At 71.6% G+C, this 21,436-nt stretch carries 18 protein-coding genes and 1 pseudogene; 11 read left to right on the forward strand and 8 right to left on the reverse strand.

What is annotated here, in order from left to right:
• Positions 1-370 precede the first annotated feature (370 nt).
• From LZ198_RS12390 to LZ198_RS12415, 6 genes are all read left to right on the forward strand, one after another.
• Entirely contained in the window at positions 371-1,399 is a 1,029-nt protein-coding gene (locus LZ198_RS12390; protein ID WP_253972135.1) for an ADP-ribosylglycohydrolase family protein, read from the forward strand.
• Between the two features lie 167 nt (positions 1,400-1,566).
• Positions 1,567-1,971 carry a phage holin family protein gene (locus LZ198_RS12395; RefSeq protein WP_253972136.1) on the forward strand — a complete coding sequence of 135 codons (405 nt, stop codon included), beginning with the start codon at positions 1,567-1,569 and terminating at the stop codon, positions 1,969-1,971.
• Positions 1,968-2,477 (forward strand): hypothetical protein, encoded by a 510-nt coding sequence (locus LZ198_RS12400; RefSeq protein ID WP_253972137.1) that lies wholly within the window; start codon positions 1,968-1,970, stop codon positions 2,475-2,477. Before LZ198_RS12395 ends, LZ198_RS12400 begins: the two co-directional genes overlap by 4 nt.
• 45 nt (positions 2,478-2,522) lie before the next feature.
• Entirely contained in the window at positions 2,523-3,878 is a 1,356-nt protein-coding gene (locus tag LZ198_RS12405; protein WP_323382451.1) for a cytochrome ubiquinol oxidase subunit I, read from the forward strand.
• A complete protein-coding gene (locus tag LZ198_RS12410; RefSeq protein WP_253972139.1) occupies positions 3,868-4,893 on the forward strand; it encodes a cytochrome d ubiquinol oxidase subunit II in 1,026 nt (341 codons plus the stop codon). The genes LZ198_RS12405 and LZ198_RS12410 overlap by 11 nt, the downstream gene beginning before the upstream one ends.
• A 399-nt stretch (positions 4,894-5,292) precedes the next feature.
• On the forward strand, positions 5,293-7,989 hold the full coding sequence (locus tag LZ198_RS12415) for a YncE family protein (protein WP_253972140.1): 2,697 nt from the start codon (positions 5,293-5,295) through the stop codon (positions 7,987-7,989).
• A gap of 19 nt (positions 7,990-8,008) precedes the next feature.
• Here the strand turns inward: LZ198_RS12415 and LZ198_RS12420 are convergent, their stop codons facing one another.
• The 3 genes from LZ198_RS12420 to LZ198_RS12430 form a co-directional block, all read right to left on the reverse strand.
• Positions 8,009-8,533 (reverse strand): hypothetical protein, encoded by a 525-nt coding sequence (locus LZ198_RS12420; protein ID WP_253972141.1) that lies wholly within the window; start codon positions 8,531-8,533, stop codon positions 8,009-8,011.
• Positions 8,534-8,601: 68 nt separating this feature from the next.
• A complete protein-coding gene (locus LZ198_RS12425) occupies positions 8,602-9,372 on the reverse strand; it encodes an SDR family NAD(P)-dependent oxidoreductase (RefSeq protein WP_253972142.1) in 771 nt (256 codons plus the stop codon).
• A gap of 17 nt (positions 9,373-9,389) precedes the next feature.
• The gene (locus tag LZ198_RS12430) at positions 9,390-10,361 is read right to left on the reverse strand and encodes an alpha/beta hydrolase family protein (protein ID WP_253972143.1); all 972 of its coding nucleotides are present in this window, start codon (positions 10,359-10,361) and stop codon (positions 9,390-9,392) included.
• 108 nt (positions 10,362-10,469) lie between these two features.
• On the opposite strand from LZ198_RS12430, the gene LZ198_RS12435 reads away from it, so the two are divergent.
• A complete protein-coding gene (locus LZ198_RS12435; protein ID WP_253972144.1) occupies positions 10,470-11,366 on the forward strand; it encodes a LysR family transcriptional regulator in 897 nt (298 codons plus the stop codon).
• Positions 11,367-11,376: 10 nt separating this feature from the next.
• Here the strand turns inward: LZ198_RS12435 and LZ198_RS12440 are convergent, their stop codons facing one another.
• The gene (locus tag LZ198_RS12440) at positions 11,377-12,282 is read right to left on the reverse strand and encodes a helix-turn-helix domain-containing protein (protein ID WP_253972145.1); all 906 of its coding nucleotides are present in this window, start codon (positions 12,280-12,282) and stop codon (positions 11,377-11,379) included.
• A 398-nt stretch (positions 12,283-12,680) separates the two neighbouring features.
• Here LZ198_RS12440 and LZ198_RS12445 point away from each other — a divergent pair, with 398 nt between their 5' ends.
• Complete coding sequence (locus LZ198_RS12445; RefSeq protein ID WP_253972146.1) at positions 12,681-13,457, forward strand: alpha/beta fold hydrolase; 777 nt, start codon at positions 12,681-12,683, stop codon at positions 13,455-13,457.
• Between the two features lie 84 nt (positions 13,458-13,541).
• Here LZ198_RS12445 and LZ198_RS12450 read toward each other — a convergent pair whose 3' ends face one another.
• The 3 genes from LZ198_RS12450 to LZ198_RS12460 form a co-directional block, all read right to left on the reverse strand.
• Entirely contained in the window at positions 13,542-15,131 is a 1,590-nt protein-coding gene (locus tag LZ198_RS12450; RefSeq protein WP_253972147.1) for a glucose-6-phosphate isomerase, read from the reverse strand.
• Positions 15,132-15,322: 191 nt separating this feature from the next.
• Positions 15,323-16,231, reverse strand: coding sequence for a sterol desaturase family protein (locus LZ198_RS12455; protein WP_253972148.1), 909 nt, complete (start codon positions 16,229-16,231; stop codon positions 15,323-15,325).
• Positions 16,232-16,252: 21 nt separating this feature from the next.
• On the reverse strand, positions 16,253-16,927 hold the full coding sequence (locus tag LZ198_RS12460) for a TetR/AcrR family transcriptional regulator (RefSeq protein ID WP_253972149.1): 675 nt from the start codon (positions 16,925-16,927) through the stop codon (positions 16,253-16,255).
• A gap of 364 nt (positions 16,928-17,291) precedes the next feature.
• On the opposite strand from LZ198_RS12460, the pseudogene LZ198_RS42865 reads away from it, so the two are divergent.
• Positions 17,292-17,744, forward strand: a pseudogene (locus tag LZ198_RS42865) (M23 family metallopeptidase); the annotation flags it as partial.
• Between the two features lie 183 nt (positions 17,745-17,927).
• Here LZ198_RS42865 and LZ198_RS12470 read toward each other — a convergent pair.
• Complete coding sequence (locus tag LZ198_RS12470; RefSeq protein WP_253972150.1) at positions 17,928-19,625, reverse strand: GTPase; 1,698 nt, start codon at positions 19,623-19,625, stop codon at positions 17,928-17,930.
• A 125-nt stretch (positions 19,626-19,750) separates the two neighbouring features.
• Between LZ198_RS12470 and LZ198_RS12475 the strand changes: the two genes are divergently transcribed.
• The gene (locus LZ198_RS12475; protein ID WP_253972151.1) at positions 19,751-20,650 is read left to right on the forward strand and encodes a dimethylarginine dimethylaminohydrolase family protein; all 900 of its coding nucleotides are present in this window, start codon (positions 19,751-19,753) and stop codon (positions 20,648-20,650) included.
• Complete coding sequence (locus tag LZ198_RS12480; RefSeq protein WP_253972152.1) at positions 20,643-21,434, forward strand: hypothetical protein; 792 nt, start codon at positions 20,643-20,645, stop codon at positions 21,432-21,434. The genes LZ198_RS12475 and LZ198_RS12480 overlap by 8 nt, the downstream gene beginning before the upstream one ends.
• Positions 21,435-21,436: the final 2 nt, after the last annotated feature.

Genomic DNA, 21,436 nt, shown 5'->3' on the forward strand with positions numbered 1-21,436 from the left:
GTGCGTTCCTCGTGCGCCATGCGCTCCGTGTGAGTCGGCGCGCGCAAGCTTCCGGAGTTGGACACGCGTGCAGGTGCGCGAATGATCGCCGGCGCTGGCGCTTGCCGGGCGCGTGCTGGTTGCGATAGTCAGCCCGCCCCGCCTTCGCGGCGAGGGCTTCCGCACGAGGCAAGGAGGGTGGACGGTGAAGACGGCGTGCGTCCTGGTGTATGCAGCGGGAACGGTCCGCTCGCGAAACGCGGGTGGGCTCGTGTCGCGCGAGTCAAGCCCCCCGGCTGCCCATTTCGTCCCGGTCCGTGCGTGTTTCACGCGAATCACGCGCTTCTCCCTGTCCGTCCAGCCCTGAGCCTCGGTTAATCTCCGCGAACCCATGCCGCTGACTTCCGCCGAGCGCCAGGACAGGTTCCATGCGGCGTTCGTGGGGCTCGCCATCGGAGACGCGCTCGGCTTCCCGCTGCGCGGCGTCCCGCCGGCGAGTCTCGCGCGGCTCCCGGGTCTGGCCGAGGACTTCGCGCCGCGCCCGCGCGGCAAGTTCGCCAAGGGCCAGTTCAGCGACGACACGCAGCTCCTGCTCGCCGCGGCGGAGAGCGTCATCCGCGAGGGCCGCGTGGAAGGACGCAGCGCGGCGGCGCACCTGGCGTGGCTGTGGCAGGAGGGCATCATCCTCCAGCCCCCGCGCAGCCTCGCCGAGTCGCTCCAGCGGCTGGCCGGCGGCGCGCCGTGGATGAGCGCGGGCGCGTCCCTGGGCACGCTGTGCCCGTCGGTGCTCAGCCGCGCGCTGGTGGTGGGCCTGTTCGAGAGCGGCAACCGCGCGCGCCTGCCACACGACGCGGGCGTGCTCACCGTCATCACCCACAAGGACCCCGTCTGCGCCGCCGCCGCCGCCGCCTTCGCGCAGGCCGCCGCGCTGGGCATGGAGGAGGAGCCGCTGACGCCCGCGGCCTTCTGCGACGAGCTGTCGCTCGCCGCGGCCGTGCACGACAAGGGCCTGGCGGAGGAGCTCCGCCACCTGCCGCGCCTGCTGACGTGGGACACCACGCGCGCGCTGACCCAGCTTCGCCGCGTGGGCGTGCTCCCCAGCGAGCTCAAGGGCGTGGATGGCCTGCCCGCGCACGTGGTGCCCGTGCTGCTCACGTCCCTCTACGCCGCGCTCAAGGTGCCGCACGACTTCCGCGAGGCGGTGGCGCTCGTGCTGCGCTGCGGGGGCGAGGCGGACGTGGCCGCCGCCCTCACGGGCGCGCTGGTGGGCGCCCACCTGGGCACGCGCGCGCTGCCCGCGCGGCTGCGCAAGCAGGTGCTGTACGTGGACAACCTGGTGGACACCGCGGACCGCCTCTTCCGCGCCAGCCAGGTGCGCGAGACGCTGGCCACCGCGCTGGCCCACCAGCGCCGCCGCTGACCCGACACCTCCCGGCGAGCAGCCGGCCGGGCACCCACTTCCGGCCGGGCTTCTCTTGCCCGTCCGCCCTGCGCACATTGTGGTCCAGGGAGTCGGAGCGGTCGCAGGCCCGCCGGACGAGCGTGCGCCCGGGAGCCCCGCTCCCCGAGCCCTGGGAGGCGCGAGTCGTGGACCTCGAATCGGAACGCCTGGAGCGCAGCCAACTGGAGACGCTCTCCACGTCGGAGCTGCTCCGCCATGCCCTGTCTGAGACGCGCCTGCTCGTGCGGGCCGAGGTGCTGCACGCCAAGAAGGAGCTGCGCGACGAGGTGAAGGCGGCCCGCACCGCCGGCATCCTGCTCGGCGCCGGCGCCGTGCTCGCGCTCGACGCCCTGGCCGTCCTCTTCGTCGCGCTGGGCCTGGCCCTGCCGCTGGGCGCCGCCCTGGGCGTGCTGCTCGTGGGCGTGGCGGTGCTCGTCGTCGCGGGGCTGCTCGTCTTCTCCGGCATCAAGCGCCTGCCGAAGAAGCCCCTGGCCCACACCCAGGAGCGCCTCAAGCTCGACTACCAGCTCACGCGGGAGACGCTGCAATGAAGGGCAACGGGCAGGAGGGCAGCGAGCTGGTGGCTTCCGAGCGCCACGGCGACCACCGCGTCACCCGGGGCATGGATGACCGGAAGCAGGTGGAGCAGACCGCGGACCGCATCCGCGACGGACTGCTGCTGACGCTCGAGGAGCTGGACCGCCGGCGCGGGCGCATGCTCGACGTGCGCTACCAGGCCCGTCAGCACAGCGGCGCGCTCGTGGCCGCGGGCGCCGTGGCCATGGTGCTGGTGGGCACGGGCGTGGCCCTGGCCCTCTACCGCTCCCGTCACCGCGAGCAGGCCCTGCGCCGCAAGCGCCGCAAGGCGCTCCAGCGCGCGTGGGCGCACCCGGACCGGCTCGCCTCCACCGCGGAGCAGCGCCCCATGGGCGCCGAGCTGGGGCGCAAGCTCGTCCTCATCTTCGCCACCACCCTCGCCACCGCCGTGGCGAAGAACTCCGTGCAGACCCTCGTCCCCGGTCGACGGGGGCCGAGCGAGGCTTCGCTGGGTCAGTAGAATGAATAATTGCGGAAGAATGCCGCATTATTCATTCTGATGTGCATGACGGACCTGCTCTTTGCTCGCGCCCAGATGGGGTTGTCGCTCGCGTTCCACATCGTGTTCGCGGCGGCGGGCGTGGCGCTGCCGGTCCTCATGGTGCTCAGCGACCTGAAGGCGCGGCGGACGGGGGACGCGGACTACCGGAAGCTGGGCCAGAAGCTGGCGAAGGGCACGGCCATCCTCTTCGCGGTGGGCGCGGTGAGCGGCACGGTGCTGTCGTTCGAGCTGGGCCTCTTGTGGCCGGACTTCATGGGGCAATACGGCGAGGTGATAGGGCTGCCCTTCAGCCTGGAGGGCGTGGCCTTCTTCACCGAGGCCATCTTCCTGGGCATCTACCTGTACGGGCGCGAGCGGGTGTCGCCGGGCATGCACCTGTTCTCCGGTGTCATGGTGGCGGTGAGCGGCGCGGCCAGCGCGTTCTTCGTCACGCTGGTCAACGTCTTCATGAACCAGCCGTCCGGCTTCGTGCCCACGCCGAACGGCCCCACGGACGTGCAGCCGCTGGTGGCCATGTTCAGCCCGGGCTGGCAATACCAGACGGCGCACGTGCTGCTCTCCTGTTATCAGGCGAGCGCCTTCGCCATGGCGGGCATCCACGCCTTCGTGCTGCTGCGCCACCCGGGCTCCGCGTTCCACCGCAAGGCCTTGTCGGTGGCGCTGCCCGTGGCGTGTCTCACCGCGCTGCTCCAGCCGCTGGTGGGGGACTTCTCCGCCAAGCACGTGGCGAAGGCCCAGCCGGTGAAGCTGGCGGCGATGGAGGGCCAGTTCGAGACGGAGCGCGGCGCGCCGCTGCGCATTGGCGGGCTGCCGGACGTGGAGACGGGGACGGTGTCGGGCGCGCTCGACATCCCCCACGGCCTGTCCATCCTCGCCTTCGGCGACCCGCATGCGGAGGTGAAGGGGCTCGAGGCGTTCCCCCGCGACACCTGGCCGCCCGTCGCCAAGGTGCACGTCGCCTTCCAGGTCATGGTGGGGACCGGGAGCCTCATGGCGCTCCTGTCCCTGGTGACGCTCGTCCAGCGGTGGCGGCGTGGGGAATGGCCGTCGGGGCGTCGGATGATGAGGGCGTGGCTCGTGGCGGGGCCGCTGGGGCTGGTGGCGCTGGAGGCGGGGTGGCTGGTGACGGAGTGGGGCCGGCAGCCGTGGATCGTCCACGGCGCCATGCGCACGGCGGAGGCGGTGACGCCGGTGCCCCACCTGGCGGCGCCCTTCTGGACCTTCACCCTGCTGTACCTGTTCCTGGGCGCGGTGGTGCTCTTCCTGCTCCTGCACCAGGTGCGCGACACGCTGCCGGGGGACGGCCCCCGCGCGGCGGGCCACCCCGCGTTCGGAGAGGACGAGGCCCATGTCCACTGAAGGCGTGCTCGGGTTCGTGCTGGCGGGGACCTTCGTCCTCTACGCCCTCTTCGGGGGCGCGGACTTCGGCGGCGGCGTGTGGGACCTCCTGGCCCGGGGGCCGCGCAAGGCCCGGCAGCGCGCGCTCATCGCCCGGGCCATGGGGCCCGTCTGGGAGGTGAACCACATCTGGCTCATCGTCGGCGTGGTGCTGATGTTCGCCGGCTTCCCGCGCGCCTTCGCCGCGCTGAGCGTGGCGCTGCACGTCCCGTTGACGCTGCTGCTGGTGGGCATCGTCTGCCGGGGCGCGGCCTTCACCTTCCGCGCCTACGACACGCGCGGCGACGCGGTGCAGCGCCAGTGGGGCCTCGTCTTCAGTGGCGCGAGCGTGGTGGCGCCGCTGCTCCTGGGCATGTGCGTGGGCGCGGTGGTCAGCGGCGACATCCGCGTGGAGGGCCGCGTCGTCGTCAGCGGCTTCTTCGCCCCCTGGCTGTCGCCCTTCGCGTGGGCCGTGGGGGTGTTCGCGCTGACCCTGTTCGCCTTCCTCGCGGCGGTGTACCTGACCCACGAGGCGCCCTCGCCGGAGCTGAAGGAGGACTTCCGCCGCCGCGCCCTGGGCTCGGGCGCGCTCGTCTTCGCCGCGGCCCTCGGGGTGCTGCTGCTGGCGCGCACCGGGGCGCCCCGCGTCTGGCATGGCCTGCTCGCCTCGCCCTTCGCGGTGGCCCTGCACCTGGGCACGGCGCTGGCCGCGGTGACGGCCTTCGTGTTGCTCTGGACCCGCCGCTACGCCTGGGCCCGCGTCGCCGCCGCCGTGCAGGTGGGACTCATCGTGTTGGGCTGGGCGGCCGCCCAGTATCCCTATCTCGTGGTGCCAGACATCACGCTGAAGGCAGCCGCCGCGAGTCCATCGACACAGCGTCTGTTATTGGCCGCACTGGTGGTGGGCGCCGCCGTGGTGGTGCCCTCCATCGCGCTCCTCTTCCGCGTGTTCCGCCCGCGGCCGGAGGAGGACGCCACCGCCAGCACCCGGAGCTGAGACAGAAAAATCCCTCCCGGTTGCATCCCCTAGAACGCACTGCGGGTGCTTTCTTGAGTGGGGCGCGCATTTTGGGCTGTGACGGTTCTGTCTGGATTGACCCGAACTGAAGGATTCGCGTGCCTGTCTTTGTGGCGGCGCGTGACGCTCCGGGTCGTTTTCCAGGCCACTCAAATCTTTGTTTTTGTGACTGCAATCGCTCGTGAGGGCGGATGTGGGAAATGCGCTTTTCACACGCAAGGAGTTGCAACCAGCCCGTTGATAAATGCAAGACAGTGAGAAGCACCGCTTCTTCCTGACGTGGAGGTCGCCGATATGGGTGTCGTCCGACGCGCCGTCGTGCTGCTGTGCTTCCTCTCGGTTGTGATTCCGAAAATGTCTCACGCGGGTGAAACCTTCGTGAACTGGGAGGACCCCCAGGTCCACCCGTTGGACCTGACGCCGGACGGCAACCTGTTGCTGGCAGTGAACACGGCGGACAACCGGCTCCTGGTGTTCGACGTGGCGACGCGCAACGGGCCGGAGCTGGTGGCCTCCATCCCGGTGGGCCTGGACCCGGTGTCGGTGCGCGCGCGGAGCAACTCCGAGGCGTGGGTGGTGAATCACATCTCGGACAGCGTCAGCATCGTGGACCTGCGCCGCGGCGTGGTGACGGCCACCGTCTATACGGATGACGAGCCCGCGGACGTCGTCTTCGCGGGGCGCCCCGAGCGCGCCTTCATCACCTGCTCGCAGGTCAACCGCGTGCTGGTGGTGGACCCGCGCCGGCCGGACGCCGCGCCCCGGCGCATCACCCTCAAGGGCGAGGACCCGCGCGCGCTGGCGGTGAGCGCCGACGGGCGCTTCGTCTACGCGGCCATCTTCGAGTCCGGCAACGGCTCCACGCTGCTCGGCGGTGGCCTGACGATTCCGGACGCGTACCCGCCCAACGTGGTGGGCGACCCGCGCGGTCCCTACCGCGGCGTGAACCCTCCGCCCAACGCGGGCACCTCCTTCTTCCCGGCGCTCAACCCGGAGAACCCGCCGCCGCCGGCCGTGGGGCTCATCGTGCGCAAGGACGACCGGGGCCGGTGGATGGACGACAACCGCGGCGACTGGACGGACCTGGTGAGCGGCGTGAACGCCTCCGCCTCCGGCCGCCTCCGGGGCTGGGACCTGCCGGACCGCGACCTGGCCATCATCGACACGGCGTCGCTGGACGTCACCTACGCGTCACGGCTGATGAACGCGAACATGGCGGTGGCGGTGCACCCGTCCGGCTCCGTCACGGTGGTGGGCACGGACGCGCACAACGAGGTGCGCTTCGAGCCCAACGTCAACGGCCGCTTCCTGCGCGTGCTGATGGCGTCGGTGGATCCGCGCCGGCCGTCCTCGCGCTCCATCTACGACCTCAATCCGCACCTGGACTACTCCACGCCCACGGTGCCGCAGGCGGTGCGCGACCTGTCGGTGGGGGACCCGCGCGGGGTCACCTGGAACGCGCGGGGCACGCGCGCCTTCGTGACGGGCATGGGCTCCAACAACGTGGTGGCGGTGGGGCCCACCGGCGCGCGGCTGGGGCAGGTGGACGTGGGCGAGGGCCCCACGGGCATCGTCTACGACGCGGGCCGCGACCGGCTCTACGTCCTCAACCGCTTCGCGGCGAGCATCTCCGTGGTGAGCGCGGACCGGCTGCGCGAGCTGTCGCGGGTGGCCTTCTTCGACCCGTCCCCCACCGCCATCAAGGCGGGCCGCAAGCACCTGTACGACACGCGCAAGACGTCCGGCCTGGGCCACCTGGCCTGCGCGTCCTGCCACATCGACGCGCGCATGGACCGGCTGGCGTGGGATTTGGGCGACCCCTCGGGCGAGATGAAGTCGCTGGAGGGGCAGAACCTGGGCATGGGCCTGCTGATGCCGCCGTTCGAGCCGTTCCACCCGATGAAGGGCCCCATGACGACGCAGACGCTCCAGGACATCATCGGCAAGGAGCCGCTGCACTGGCGGGGAGACCGCGCGAGCCTCGAGGAGTTCAACCCGGCCTTCGTGGGGTTGCAGGGTGACGACACGCAGCTGACGCCGAAGGAGATGGGGGAGCTGCGCTCCTTCCTCGCCACGCTCTCCTTCCCGCCCAACCCCTTCCGCGACCTGGACAACGCGCTGCCGCGCGACCTGCCGCTGCCCGGCCACTACACCACGGGCCGCTTCGGGCCCGCCGGCCAGCCGCTGCCCAACGGCAACGCCCAGCGCGGCATGGCGCTGTTCCGCCCGCCGAACCTGCTGGCCATGGGCCTGTTCGCCTGCAACACCTGCCACACCTTCCCCACGGGCCTGGCGGTGGACATGACGTGGGATGGCTCCCAGTGGCTGGCCCTCCCCAAGGGGCCCATGGGGGAGTCCCGCCACGCGCTGGCGTCCACCGACGGCAGCACCAACGTCTCCCTCAAGGTGCCGCAGCTGCGCAACCTCTACGAGAAGGTGGGCATGGAGCTGAGCCAGAAGGAGAGCCTGTCCGGCTTCAGCTTCCTGCACGACGGCAGCGTGGACTCCATCGCGCGGTTCGTCGCGGAGCCGCCCTTCAACCCGGAGAGCGACCAGCAGGTCGCGGACATCGTCGCGCTGCTGCTGTCCTTCTCCGGCGGCGACCTGCCCAGGGGCTCGCTCACGGACATGTACCTGCCGCCCGGTCCGGACAGCAAGGACTCGCACGCGGCGGTGGGGCAGCAGGTGACGCTCTCGGACGTGACGCCGGCGGAGCTGGCGCGCGCGCTGCGCTTCATGTCGCTGGCGGACAGCGGCAAGGTGGGCCTGGTGGTGAAGGGCCGCCGGCTGGGGCTCGCGCGGGGCTACACGTACCTGGGCAACGGCCAGTTCCAGTCGGACCGCGCCTCGGAGCGGGTGAACGCCTTCCTGCTGCTGGCGAGCGCGGCGGCGGGCAGCGAGCTGACCTTCACCGTCGTGCCCTCCGGCAGCGAGTGGCGCATCGGCGTGGACCAGGACGAGGACGGCATGTACGACCGCGACGAGCTGGACCGGGGCCGTCGTCCGGACCAGCCGAACGACAGCCGCCGCTTCGTCGGCGGGGTGAGCTCGCCGCTCGCGACGCTGGTGCCGTAGCCCGCGCGGGCGGCGCGGGTCAGCCCTGGGGCTTGGGGGCGGACCAGACGCGCCGGGGGGCCTCGTCGCCGCGCGCCACCCACACGGTGGCGCCGTCGATGAGGTCCTCGGAGTCGAGCGCCAGCTCCACGGCGCGCACGGCGGCGTCCGCGTCCATCACCCGGCAGTGGACGCGCAGGTGGCCGTCGCCCTGCTCGCCGCCCTCCACCTCGCCGTTGCCCGTCCAGCCCAGCGCGTCGGTGAGCAGCTCCTCCACCGCGACGCGCTTCTCCAGGTCATGGCCGGAGCCCGGGCCCTCCACGTCGTACTGGACGATGAGGGTGTCCATGGCGTCGGGGTCGGGTTCGTCGTAGCCGTCGTCCACCAGGGGGCCGGCGGCCTCGGCGAGGGCGAGCTCCGGGTCCTCCTCCTCGGGAGGAATCGGCAGCTCCTTCTGCTCGCCGACCTCGCCCACGGTGCCCCAATGCAGGGTGAGCACGCGTTCGTGGACCCAGGCTTCCCAGTAGCGAAGGCTTCCGCCTTCCTTCTTGTAGAGCTTCAGCAATCGCTCAATCCCAATCCCAAGCGGTGTGGCGGCCGGCCTCATAGCACGGGGCGTGCCCGCCGCCGCGCTCAGAAGGCGCGGCCCTGTCCACCATCCACGGGGAGGGTGGCCCCCGTCACCCACCGGGCGCGGGCCGAGCAGAGGAAGGCCACCACGTCCGCCACCTCCTCGGGCGTGCCGAAGCGGCCCCAGGGCAGCTCGTCCCGCAGCACCTTCGCCACCTTCTCCGGGTCCGCCTTCTGGCGTTTGTCCCAGCTCCCCCCGGGGAAGAGGATGGAGCCGGGGGCCACGCCGTTGACGCGGATGTGGTGCCGGGCGAGGTCCACCGCCATCTCCTTGGTGAGGGCGGTGAGGCCCGCCTTGGCGGCGGTGTAGGGCGCGCTGGTGGCGTACTCGCGGCCGAAGATGGAGTTGATGTGGATGATGGTGCCGCCGCCGTGCTGGCGCATGTGCTCCACCGCGCGCTGGCTGCACCAGACGGCGGACAGGAGGTTGCGGTCCAGGACGGAGGTCCACTGCTCGCCGGTGGCGACGTCGAAGGCGCCCGCGCCGCCGCTGCCGCCCACGTTGTTGACGAGGATGTCCAGCGTGCCGAAGGCGCGGAGCGCCGCGTCCACCGCCGCCACCGCGCCGGGCTGGGTGGACACGTCCGTGACGACGGTGGAGACCACCGCGCCGGCGGCGCGCAGCTCCGTGGCGGTGGTCTCCAGGGCTTCGACGCCCCGGGCGGAGAGACATACCTTCACGCCCTCGCGGGCGAGCGCCGCCGCGGTGGCCCGGCCGATGCCCCGGCTGCTGCCGGTGACGAGGGCCACTTTTCCTCTGAGCTCCAGGTCCATGGACCTGGCGTTCTACTTCAAGCCGCCTTCACCGGCCGGCTCGTGAGGGCCTGGTGTGCGAGCCACTCGACGGCGTCCTCCCACAGCGTCTGGCGGAAGGTCTCCCGGAAGAAGCCGAAGTGCCCGATGGGCTGGCCTCCCACCTGCCGGGGCGTGACGTGGCAGTGCTCGACGAGTGCGTCCGCGTAGAAGTCCAGCAGGTGCGACACGGCGGCCTCGGAGGCGATGGGGTCGTCCGAGAAGCTGTAGGCGCGCAGCGGCAGGTACAGCGACGCGTAGGCCTCGCGGCGCGCCTCGCCGCCCTCGCTCATCATGTACTCGGGGGAGAGGCACCAGCGGGCCCACTGCTCCGCGACGCCCGCCGGCAGGTCCTCCGCGGTGCCGGCCCAGCCCGGGAGCTTGCCGAAGGCGCGAATCAGCGTGGGGGCGATGACGCGCCAGTTGAGCGCCATGCGCAGCCGCTGGGGGAAGAGCTTGTAGTAGCCGGAGCCCGCGGCGACGTTGAGCAGCGCGGACACCTCGTTCGCGTTGTGCGCGAGGCCCAGCAGTTGGCCTCCCACGCTGTGGCCGACGAGGACCAGCCGGCGGCGCGGGAAGCGCTCGCGCACCGTGGCGATGGCGCCCGCGAGGTCCTGGCTTCCCCAGTCCTCCATGCGCGCGGGGAATCCCTCCAGCTTCTCGGGGCGGGAGTCGCCGATACCGCGGTAGTCGTAGGTGATGGTGGGGAAGCCGCGCCGGGCGAGGAAGGCGGCGAAGCGGGCGTAGTAGCGTTGGCGCGCCCCGGTGGCGCTGGTGATGAGGGCCACGGCGCCGACCTCGGCGCCCTCGTGGGGGAAGAGCTTGCCGCCCAGCGGGTAGCCGTCGAGCGCGCGGATGGGGAAGTCGAGGCCGGGCGTCGTGTCGGACGTCACCACCGTGAGGCGGTCTCCCCGAGGGAGGTCGCGGCCCAGCGGGGCCACGTCCGGGTCCAGCACCGTTGCATGAGACATGATGTCCTCCAGTGGCGCGGGGCTGTCGGGCGTGCCGCCGCTGCATCCGGGTCGGAATAGCGCCAGGGGGGCTGCACGGATGCAGCCCTTTGCTGCACCATTGCAGGCATGGATATGCGATGGGACGACCTCCGCTACCTGCTCGCGGTGGCGAGACGGGGCTCGCTCGCCGGAGCGGCCCGTGAGCTGCGCGTGGACGCCACGACGGTGGGACGCAGGCTGGCCGCGCTGGAGAAGTCGCTCGGGACGAAGCTGGTGTTGCGCGGCGCGCGCACGTTGGGGCTCACGGAGGGCGCGGAGGCGGTCGTCGCGCGGGCGCGGGAGATGGAGGAGGCGCTGCGCTCGTTGCACGGCGCGGTGGTGGACGAGGCCCGCGTGGAGGGCTCGGTACGCGTGGCGGCGACGGAGTACCTGGCGCAGGCGCTGCTGGCCGCGAACATGGACCTGCTGCACTCACGTCATCCGAAGCTGGACGTGGAGCTGGTGGTGGGCACGGACATGGTGGACATCCAGCGAGGCGACGCGGACCTGGCGTTGCGGTTGGTGGCTCCGAAGGGAGATGCGCTGGTGGTGCGCAAGGTGGGGGAGCTGGCCTTCGCGATGTATGCGTCGCGCGGCTACCTGCGCCGCCGGGGGGCGCCGAGGCCGGGGGATTTCCGGGGACACTCGGTGCTCGTGTACCGGGAGACGCTGACGTCGGGCGCGGAGTCCGAGGAGCTGAAGCGGCTGACGGCGGGAGGGCGGCGGCTCCTGCGCAGCAACAGCTCGCCGGTGTTGCGTGAGGCGGCGGCCTCGGGGCTCGGTGTCGCGCTGCTGCCGTGTCTCTCCGGGGAGCGGGATGCGCGACTGACGCGTGTGGGGGCGGGCATCATCGCGAAGCGGCCCCTGTGGCTGGTGCTGCACAAGGACCTGCAGCGAAGCCCCCGCGTGCGCGCCGCGTCGGACTGGGTGGCGGAGCTGTGCCGCCGCGAGAAGGCGGGGCTCGCGGGGGAGGTTTCGCGGTAGGGGTGGGCTGTCAGGCGGGATGCTGTGCCCGTGCGAGCGCGGCCCACTCGATGGGCGTCGACTTGCGGAAGCGGGCCGGGGATGCGCCCACCTCTCGGCGGAACGTGTTGATGAAGTTCGACAGGTCTCCGAACCCCACGTCGAACGCAATCTCCGTCACCGGACGGTTCGTGTCTCGCAGCAGCTCCAGCGCGCGGCGCACCCGTGTCTGCAATAGGAAGCGGTGGGGCGTGACGCCTGTCTCACGCTTGAACACGCGCAGGAAGTGATACGGGCTCAGCCCCGCGATGTTCGCGAGGTCCCCCAGGGCGAGCTCCTCCGTGGACGAGGCCTCGATGGCCGCGAGCGCCGCATAGATGCTGTCGCGAGTGCCCCGGCTGTCTCGCGGCGACTCGTGCTTGGGGACGCGCCCCATCTGCGCGGCGACCGTCGTCGCGAGCGCGAGCCCCAGCTCCTCCAGTCCCATCGTGGGGCTCTCGTCCGCGAGCCGCTGCTCCGCGAGGTGTCGGATCGCGTCGACCTTCGGGATGGGAGGGAGCACGGCCTTGTCGAAGTAGCGTCGCGGGGCGCCATGGCGCGGGCTGTCCACCAGCTCGTTGATGGCGGTCTCGTCGAAGCGGAAGACGATGCACCGGTCCCCGCCCGCGTGCTCGTGCGAGATTTCATACTGCTGGCCTGGATTCGACAGCAGCGCGAAGCCCGTGGTGAGGAGCTGTGGGCTGCGCGCGTTCCGGAAGCCGAAGACCCCCGAGCGAACGAGGCTGATGGCGGGGAAGGTGAACTGCTCCGGCTCGATGGGCGCGTTCTTCGCCGCGTGGCAGCAATACTCGAAGACCCGCACGAGGCTCGTGCGCGCCAGTTCGCGCTTCGAGGCGGGTTGGGTGGTCGCGAGCGGAGTCCCCTGCGTGCGGCTCATGGGCGCAGCCTAGCAGTCCATGGACACGGGACGTCACCCCGGTTCGGGATGCACTCCCCGTCTACGGGGCCTGCGCAATTTTCACCAAGTGGATGCCACGGAGGCCTCGGTACAAGCCGGGCCGTTCGCACTCTGGCGCGAAGGTCAGGCACATGGACGCGACGAATCACGAGGTGAGGTCAGGGGTGGTCGGGATGCGGCGCAGGACGTTCCTCGAGCTGATGGCGGGGACACTCGCGTTGGGAGTGTCCCAGGGTTGCGCGGGACGAAGCGGGCAGGGCGGTGCTCCGCGAGCACACGGCCCGTTGGACGCGACAGCCTGGCGTGCCGAGCGGCGCTATCTGGAGACTCGCTTCGGTCGCATCGCATACGTCGAGCGAGGGACAGGGGCCGCCGCCTTGTTCCTCCATGGCTTCCCACTGAATGGCTTCCAGTGGCGAGGCGCCATCGAGCGGCTGTCCGCGCATCGGCGCTGCGTGGCCCCGGACTTCCTGGGACTCGGCTACACCGAGGTCGCCGAGAGCCAGAGCTACGCCCCCTCCGAGCAGGTCGACATGCTCGTCACCGTGTTGGACAAGCTCTCCATCTCCACCGTGGACGTCGTCGCGAATGACAGCGGTGGCGCCATCGCGCAGCTCTTCGTCACCCGTCACCCGGACCGTGTGCGGACCTTGCTCCTCACCAACTGTGACGTGGAGACGGAGTGCCCTCCGGCGGCGGTGCTCCCGGTCATCGAGATGGCGCGCAAGGGGGCATACGTGGACCAGTGGCTCGCCCCGTGGCTCGCGGACAAGGCGCTGGCCCGCTCCGACCAGGGCATCGGAGGCATGACGTACACACGCCCCGCCGAGCTGTCGGACGAGGCCATCGAGACCTACTTCGCGCCGCTCGTGCGCTCACCACGAGGCCGGGACCAGGTGCATGCGTACACCCTGGCGTTGGAGGCGAATTCCCTGGCGGGCATCGGGCCCGCGCTCGCGCGCAGCACCGTCCCGACGCGCATCCTCTGGGGAACGGGCGACACCATCTTCTCGCAGTCGAGCGCCGACCACCTCGACCGCGCCTTCGGCAACTCGCGGGGCGTGCGGCGTGTCCCCGGTGCGCGCCTCTTCTTCCCGGAGGAATACCCCGACCTCATCGCCGAGGAGGCCCGTGCCCTGTGGGGCGTGCGCTGACGCTCCGCATCCCTGGAACACGAACGCCCGGCCCCTCCGAGGAGAGCGCCGGGCGCCGACGGGACTCGCGCGTCGTGGAGCCGCTCAGCCCGCGCGGAACCGCGCGCCCGCGGGACCGGGCTGCCCGGAGCGCTGGATGCCACGCTCGGGGTTGGCGGCGAGGTGCTCCAGAATCTTGAACACCGTCTCCACCTCGTCCGGCTGGCCGATGTCGCCGGCGAGCTGCTCGGCGGTGCGCGCCTCCGCGCGGGCCTCCTTCAGTCGCGCCATCAGCTTCTTCTGGAGCTCCAGCACGGACGTGGCGGCCTTCTTGCCGGCCTCGACGCCCGGCTGGTGGTACGCGTTGATGTGCACGAGGCTCGCGTAGAAGCCGACCGCGCGCTCGTACAGCGCGACGAGCCCGCCCAGCGTGCGCGCGCTCACGTCCGGCACGGTCAGGGTGATGGACTCGCGGCCCTTCTCGTACAGCGCGCGGCGCGTGCCGAGCAGGAAGCCCAGCAGGTAGTCACCGCTGGTGATGCCGCCCTCCACCTCCATGGACGGCCCTCCGCGGTCCTTCAACACCTCGATGAACGTGGCGAAGAAGTTCGGCACGCCCTCGCGCAGCTGCTGCACGTACGCGTGCTGGTCCGTGGAGCCCTTGTTCCCGTAGACGGCGATGCCCTGGTTCACCACCTTCCCGTCCAGGTCCTTCTCCTTGCCCAGCGACTCCATGACGAGCTGCTGGAGGTAGCGCGACATCAGGAGGAGCCGGTCCTTGTACGGCAGGATGACCATGTCCTTCAGGCCGCGCCCGTCGCCCGCGTGGAACCACATCAGCGCGAGCAGCGCCGCCGGGTTCTTCACCGGGTCGCGCTCGCGCGTGGCGATGTCCATCTCCTTCGCGCCCGCGAGCATCGCGTCGATGTCCAACCCCTGGAGCCGCGCGGGCAGCAGGCCCACCGCGGACATCACCGACGTGCGCCCGCCGACCCAGTCCCACATGGGGAAGGTGCGCAGCCAGCCCTGCTTGCGCGCGTGCTGGTCCAGCTCGCTGCCCGCGCCGGTGACGGCCACCGCGTGCTGGCTGAAGTCGAGCCCCCGCGCCTTGTACGCGCGCTCGGCCTCCAGCATGCCGTTGCGCGTCTCCTTGGTCCCGCCGGACTTGCTGATGACGACCGTCAGCGTCTCCGCGAGCCGGCCGCCCAACTGGCCCACCACCCGGTCCATGCCGTCCGGGTCGGTGTTGTCGAAGAAGGAGACCTGCATCGCGTCGTCGCTCGACGTCAGCGCGTCCGCGACCAACTGCGGCCCCAGCGCCGAACCGCCGATGCCCACCAGGAGCAGGTGCGTGAAGCGCTGCGCCTTCTGCGGCTTCACCCGCCCGTCGTGCACGTCCTTGGCGAACGCGTGGATGGCCGCCACCGTGTCGGTGATCTCCTTCGCCAGCGCGGGCTCCGGGGCCAGCTCCGGCGCGCGCAGCCAGTAGTGGCCGACCTTGCGGTTCTCATCCGGGTTGGCGATGGCGCCCTTCTCCAGCGCCTCCATCTGGGTGAAGGCCTCTTCGATGCGCGGCCGCATCCGCTCCACGAAGTCCGCCGCGAAGTTCATGCGGGAGACGTCGAGCGTGAACCCCAGGGTCGGGACGACGCTCAGATATCGCTGATACCGCTCCCACAGCTCACGCTCGGTCATGTCACCCCTCCACCTTGGGTTGCTCGCGCAGAAAGTGGGGGTGGCTTAGCGCCTCCGCCCGCTCGATGGAAGTCGAACACGACGCCCGGGCGCGAGCGGACACGCCTGGGCGGCCAGTGCTCAACACCTCCCGCGCGGGAGTGAGCACGGGGCAACCCCGGAGCGGCCGCCGTCCCCACGCCTCCCGGGGCTCAGGCGGAGGTCCGCGCGGGCTCCGGCGACGGCGCGGGACCGGAGGGCGGGCTCGGCGGAAGGCCCTCCCCGGGCTTCCAGGCCGGGTTGCGGAAGATGTAGCCCAGCCGCTGCTTCCACGGGCCCGGCTTGAGCGCGTCGCGCGCGATGGCGACGAACTCGTGGGTCGCGATGCGCAGCGGATTGAACGTCTGGAGGTTCTTCGTCAGCCCGTACACGGGCCGCTCGGTCTCCGGCTCGAAGGTGCCGAAGAGCCGGTCCCAGACGATGAGGATTCCCGCGTAGTTCTTGTCGAGATAGCGAGGATTGGAGGCGTGGTGCACGCGGTGGTGTGACGGCGTGTTCAGCACGAACTCCAGCGGACGCGGCAGCCGGCCGATGGTCTCCGTGTGGATCCAATACTGGTACAGCAGGCTCACCGACTGCTGGACGACGATCATCACCGGGTGGAAGCCCAGGAGCGCCAGCGGCGCCCAGAACGCCCAGCCCGTGGGCGGCGTCCACGTCTGGCGCAGCGCCGTGGACAGGTTGTAGTGCTGGCTGGAGTGGTGCACCACGTGCGACGCCCAGAAGAAGCGGCTCTCGTGATGGACGCGGTGGAACCAGTAGTAGCAGAGGTCCTCCGCGAAGAAGAGCAGCACCCAGGCGCCCAGGCCCGTGCCCAACCGCAGCGGCGTCAGCTTGTAGAGCGCGAGGTAGCCGGCGAACGCCACGCCCTTCCACACCACGTTGATGAACACGTTGCCCAGGCCCATGGAGAGGCTGGCCGCCGAGTCCTTCAGCGTGTGCCCCGCCACGTCCCTCCCTTCATCCCGCAGCTTCTTCACCCAGAGGGCCTCGGCGAGCACCGTGATGATGAACACGGGAATGGCCGGGGTGATGAGGTCGGGAATGTGTGTGGAGTCCATCAGGGACCTCCTTCGTGTGACTCAGGAACGGGTGCGTCGAGGGCGTGGGCTCACGGGTGGAGTGAAGGCGCTGCGCATGAAGCGGGTGAGGGCGTCGAGCATGCGGCGATGGGCCGGGTCGTCCGGTCGGGCGCTGCCACCCACCGCCGCGCCCTGCACGGCGTCCAGCGCCAGCTCCACCACCGCGTCGAAGTCCGGGTGCTCGGAGGCGGCCTCCGGGAACAGCTCACGGGCCACGCGGTGCAGGTTCTTGCGGTGCGGACCGTCCACCGCGGCCAGCGCCACCTGGAGGCCGGTGTCCGTGCGCGCCGCGACATACAACTCGATGGCCGCCTGGAGCTCCGGGCGCTGGTAGGCGGACCACAACATGTCCACCGCGGACGCGATGCGGTCCTTGCCGGAGGGACGCGCCCCCACGCCCGCCAGGTAGTCCTGGATGATGCGCGGGAACAGGTGCTCCACCGCCGCGGCGAGCAGCTCCTCCTTCGTGTCGAAGTGCGTGAAGAGCGCGCCCTGCGACACGCCCGCCCGCCTCGCCACCTCCACCGTCGTGAGCCGCGCGTGGCCCAGCTCCACCAACGTCTCGATGGTGGCGTCCAACAGCTTGCGGCGGGTCGTCTCGCGACGCTCCTGCTGCGTGCGCCGCGGCGGACGCGAAGCAGGCTCGGGCGGTGGTGGAGGAGTCCGGTTGGCCATCCTCGAAAATCATAACGACATACTTAGTGAGTGACCAGTCACTAAGTTGACGACCCGCGTCGAACCAGCATGATGCGCTGCGCCGAGCGCCTGGCACGTAGGCCGTGAGACGGCGGGCGGCATTTTCCGATCGGGATGCCACGCCGCCGCGGGCTGCGTAGCGGGCGTTCGCGTCAGGCCCCCCAGCGAGCGAGGCGACGAGGGCCCGTTCGTCGAGGACGGGTGGCTCACTCCGGCGCCCGCGGTTGGGACCGGGCGGCCGAGCGGGCAGGGCATGGGGCCCCTGGTGATAGGCCACGGAGGCGCGCGATAATTCGCACAGGAAATACCAGGGCCACTTGTCACCGTTGTCCGCCAGCCCGATATGAACCTTTCCTCTGCCCTTCTCGTCGGCTCCTTGCTGGCTTCCGCGCCGGCGGCTCCCAACTCGATTGCCTCTCCTCCGAGCGACGCGCCGGAAGTCGGTGTCCCGTTCGCGTGTGGCCGCATCTATACGGTGAGCCAGGGGCACGACACCGGCAGCCATCAGCACAACGACACGTACGCGTGGGACTTCCGCATGCCGGAGGGCACGCCCATCGTGGCGGCGCGCGACGGCGTGGTGCGCATGTCCCGCGGTGACAGCACGCAGGGTGGCTGCGACGAGAAGTTCGCGCCGTACGCCAACTACGTCGTCATCCAGCACTCGGATGGGTTGGAGACGCAGTACCTCCACTTCAGCGCGGTGGTGGTGAAGTCCGGTGAGCAGGTGAAGGAGGGGCAGTTGATCGGCTTCTCCGGCTCCACGGGCTGGGCGTGTGGCGCGCACCTGCACTTCAAGGTGGCGCGCAGCGTGGGCAAGGGGTGGAACAACCCCTCCGTGCCCGCGCGCATCGTGGGCTATGGGGACCCAGTGCGCGAGACGCGCGTGTCCGCGCCCATCTGCCGCGACTCCGGCGCGAACACGCTGATGGCCACCAGCAACGGCACGCACGAGCCGGGGCAGCCGGTGGTGTCCATGTCACCGGAGCGCCAGGATGCGCCGCGCGGCCTCCCGCCCGGGGCGAAGGCCATCATCGACGGCCTCTCCCAGCCTCCGGCCCAGGGCGGCCAGGGACTCGACAAAGCGGCTCCGACCGGCGGCTCCCGCACGGCGAGCGGCCCCAGCGAGACTCGCTGACGCCACGAGCACGCCCGCTCCGGCGAGCAGCGCGAACAAGGCCCCCGCGTTGACGAAGTAGTCGAGCGGCAACAGGGGGCCCTCCACGTAGGCGCGCACCACGCGATAGCCCACGTGCCCCAGCAGCGCGAGCAGGGGCAGGTTGATGAGGGGCAGCACCAGCCAGCGCGCGGTGCGCCACCAGCCGGCCACCGCCTCTCCCACGCCCGTCGTCGCCGTGTAGCGCCAGGCGCTGGCGCGCGCGGCGCGGACCTCCTCCAGCATCACCTCCACGTCGGGGACGCCGACGAGCGCCGGGTCCAGGCCGCTCGAGCGCACCACGCTGCGCGCCTCCGCGAGCGCGGTCCGCGCCGCGGACTCCACGCCGAAGTCGTCCTCGAAGGGCTCCACCACCACGCTCTCCGCGGCGCGGGCCCGGGTGTGTCCGCGCACCGCGTCCACCACGGTGGAGGCCGCCGCCACCGCCAGCCCCGCGGGCAGGCTGCGCCGTCCGACGAAGGCCGCCGCGCCCAGGCCACTCGCGCCCCAGATGGACAGGCGCAGCCCCCACGCGGCCGGGCCCCAGAAGCGGCCTCCGGCTTGTCGGCGCACCTCGGCCGCGAGGTGTCCATGCGCCAGGTGCAGCCGCGTGTCGAAGTCGGCGCGCAGCCCCTCCGAGGCCTTCTCCAGGCCGGAGAGCAGCGCCGCCTGCGTGCGCGCGAGCAGGGCGTCGGTCTCGTCCAGCGCGGCCTTCACCTTCGCGCGGATTTCGTCCAGCGCGCCCAGCGCGTTGCCGTGGCGCACGCGCGCGGCCACGGCCTGCGAGGCGAGGCCCCGCAGGTGGAAGAGGAGCGCGCCGAACTCGCCGGACACGTCGCGGCCGTCCCGGGCGGCGAGCGCGCTGATGGCGAAGACGGGGACGTCCTCCTGCGCGAGGCCATGCTGCTCGGAGGCCACGCGGCGCACCTGGGCCTTGAGCGTCTGGCGTGACTCGGCGGACAGCTCGTCCGCGAAGTTGAGGATGAACACGAGGGCGCGGCGGCGCGCGAACTCCGACAGGAACTCCACCTGCGTGGCCTCCGCCACGCTGCCCCGGTGCATGACCACCAGCGCCACGTCCGCGCGCTCCAGCGCGGCGCGCGCCACGTCGCGGTGGGTGGTGGCCACGCTGTTCAGGTCCGGCGTGTCGACGAAGACCTGTCCGCCCCACAGGGCCTGGGGGCCGGAGGCGTAGCGCAGCACGCGCGCGCCGGACTTCGCCAGCTCCCCCACGTCGGAGCCGTCGGGCGCGAAGACGGTGGCGGCGGTGCTGGTGGGGCGGTCCACGCCTTCGCGGGAGAGGGACTGGCCGGCGAGCGCGTTGAGGAGGGTGGACTTGCCCGCGCCCGTCGCGCCGACCAGGGCCACGGCGAGGGGGGCGTCCTTGCGCGCCACGCCCCGGGCGTAGTCGTCCACGAGGCGCTCCAGGCGCGCGGCGTGGGGCTGGAGCGACGGCAGCTCCAGGGCGGTCTTCAGGAGGGACCGCAGGGCTTCGGGCTCGGGCAGGGGCGTCTCGTCCACGGGAGGCAGAGCCTCTCCCGACCCGAGGGCGGGGGCCAGCCTGAATGCGCCGCCGCGTGTGCCAGCGTTCAGTGCGTGGCGGGGGTGGGGTGACGCGGCGGGGGCGCGGAGGGTAGAAGCACGTCATGGTGGACCTCTTCCTCATGTCTCCGCCGGGGCGCGGCTGGGCGCTGCGCGGACGCAACAACTTCCGCAGCCGCGAGGCGCCGCAGGTGGACGCGCGCGAGGCTCGGAAGGAGTGGCTGGCGTTGGCGCGAGCCATCGAGGCGCGCGGCGGCACGGTCGTGGCGCTGCCCTCGCCGTCGGACCTGCTGACGGGCATGCCGTATTCGGCCGAGTGTGGCCAGGTGGTGCCGCGCCCGGGCGCCGCGCCGCTGTTCCTGCTGCCTCGGATGATGAGCGCGCACCGTCAGGCGGAGCGGGAGCACTGGGCGCCGCTGGCCCGGCGCATGGGGTTCGAGGTGGTGGACCCGGACGTCGGGGTCTGGGAGGCGCACGGCGACGTGGCGACCTTCGACGGCGTCACGCTGTTGTTCTGGGGAGGGCGCACGACGCGCGAGGGATTGGAGGCGGCGGCGCGGTACTTCCCCGGGGAGGTGGTGCGCGTGCAGGTCCGTGAGCCCGCGTTCCACGGCAACATGGCCGTGCTCCCGCTGCCGGCCGTGGACCGGCTGATGGTGTGTCAAGACGTCATCGCTCCGGACTCGCTGGCGCTGTTGCGCGAGCGCTTCGGCGAGGCGCGGCTGCTGGCGGTGACGGAGGACGAGACGCGCGGCTACGCGACGAATGGACTGCCCATGGGCTGGGATTTGCTGGCCCCCTCCGTGGTGCCGGAGTCGGTGCGCGTGCGGTTGGAGGGCATGGGTATGCGCGTGGTGTCGCTCACGATGCGTGAGCTGTGTGAGAAGGGGGGCGGCTCCTCGCGCTGTCTGGTGTCGCGGGCGCGGGTGGAGGAGGGGACGTTCCAGCTTCCCGACGAGGCCCGGCTGTCCGCCGTGGCGGAGGACATCGAAGCCGATGCGTGACTCGCGCTCGCTGACGCGGCAGGCGGAGGACTTCTTCTCCCGGCATCCGGGCGTCTCGCTCATGGCGCTCGGCTCGGGGGAACATGTCGAGTCGCTGGACCTGTCGCCGCTCGGGTTGCCCGCGACGTACCTGCCGGCGGAGCAGAACCTGGAGCTGGCGGCGCAGTACCTCGTGTTGAACCAGTTCGCCTTCGGCGGCATCGGCGTGCCGCGTTGGGTGCTGTCGGACCTGTACCTGTTGCCGGGCGCCATCGGGCTGCTGCGCTGTCCGGCGCGGATGCTGGAGCCCCGCGCGCGAGAGCGACTGGGGCTGGCGGACGAGGACCCCGCCATCGGCGCGGCGTACTACGCGGCCCCTTCGTTGACGCCGGGGCTCTTCATCGGTGTCTCGCTGATGAGCTTCCTGCCGGGTGGCGGAGCGGGGGCGTGGGTGAAGCTGCTCACGCTGCGCATGCTGCGCGCGAAGCGGCTGCGGGGCGTGGCGCAGTGGGACAACCCGAGTGTTCGCGTGCACGCGCGGCTCGGGCCGCTGCGACTGGTGGGGCGTGTTCCCGGAGGGCACGAGTATGGCGAGCGCACCTTCGTCTACGAGACGGACGTGTCGGACGATGCTCGCGTGGTGGCCGCGATGGAGCGCCGTCTTGTCTTGGAACCCACGCGTCGTGTCGCCGTCACGGACCTTCCCGCGTTGAGCGGGCTGCTGGACCGGGCGGATGCGGGGGAGGTGCTGCACCTCGTGCCACCCGGCGTGAGCGATGGGCAGGTGCTCGTGCGTGAAGGGTGAGG

It is taken from the genome of Myxococcus dinghuensis (assembly GCF_024198235.1).
GTDB classification, from domain to species: Bacteria; Myxococcota; Myxococcia; order Myxococcales; family Myxococcaceae; genus Myxococcus; species Myxococcus dinghuensis.

Excerpts from the sequence above, each read along its gene's own strand:
- LZ198_RS12390 (WP_253972135.1), top strand. The coding sequence starts at position 371 with ATGCCGCTGACTTCCGCCGAGCGCCAGGACAGGTTCCATGCGGCGTTC.
- LZ198_RS12400 (WP_253972137.1), top strand. The coding sequence starts at position 1,968 with ATGAAGGGCAACGGGCAGGAGGGCAGCGAGCTGGTGGCTTCCGAGCGC.
- LZ198_RS12405 (WP_323382451.1), top strand. The coding sequence starts at position 2,523 with ATGACGGACCTGCTCTTTGCTCGCGCCCAGATGGGGTTGTCGCTCGCG.
- LZ198_RS12410 (WP_253972139.1), top strand. The coding sequence starts at position 3,868 with ATGTCCACTGAAGGCGTGCTCGGGTTCGTGCTGGCGGGGACCTTCGTC.
- LZ198_RS12425 (WP_253972142.1), bottom strand. The coding sequence starts at position 9,372 with ATGGACCTGGAGCTCAGAGGAAAAGTGGCCCTCGTCACCGGCAGCAGC.
- LZ198_RS12430 (WP_253972143.1), bottom strand. The coding sequence starts at position 10,361 with ATGTCTCATGCAACGGTGCTGGACCCGGACGTGGCCCCGCTGGGCCGC.
- LZ198_RS12435 (WP_253972144.1), top strand. The coding sequence starts at position 10,470 with ATGGATATGCGATGGGACGACCTCCGCTACCTGCTCGCGGTGGCGAGA.
- LZ198_RS12440 (WP_253972145.1), bottom strand. The coding sequence starts at position 12,282 with ATGAGCCGCACGCAGGGGACTCCGCTCGCGACCACCCAACCCGCCTCG.
- LZ198_RS12450 (WP_253972147.1), bottom strand. The coding sequence starts at position 15,131 with ATGACCGAGCGTGAGCTGTGGGAGCGGTATCAGCGATATCTGAGCGTC.
- LZ198_RS12455 (WP_253972148.1), bottom strand. The coding sequence starts at position 16,231 with ATGGACTCCACACACATTCCCGACCTCATCACCCCGGCCATTCCCGTG.
- LZ198_RS12460 (WP_253972149.1), bottom strand. The coding sequence starts at position 16,927 with ATGGCCAACCGGACTCCTCCACCACCGCCCGAGCCTGCTTCGCGTCCG.
- LZ198_RS12475 (WP_253972151.1), top strand. The coding sequence starts at position 19,751 with ATGGTGGACCTCTTCCTCATGTCTCCGCCGGGGCGCGGCTGGGCGCTG.
- LZ198_RS12480 (WP_253972152.1), top strand. The coding sequence starts at position 20,643 with ATGCGTGACTCGCGCTCGCTGACGCGGCAGGCGGAGGACTTCTTCTCC.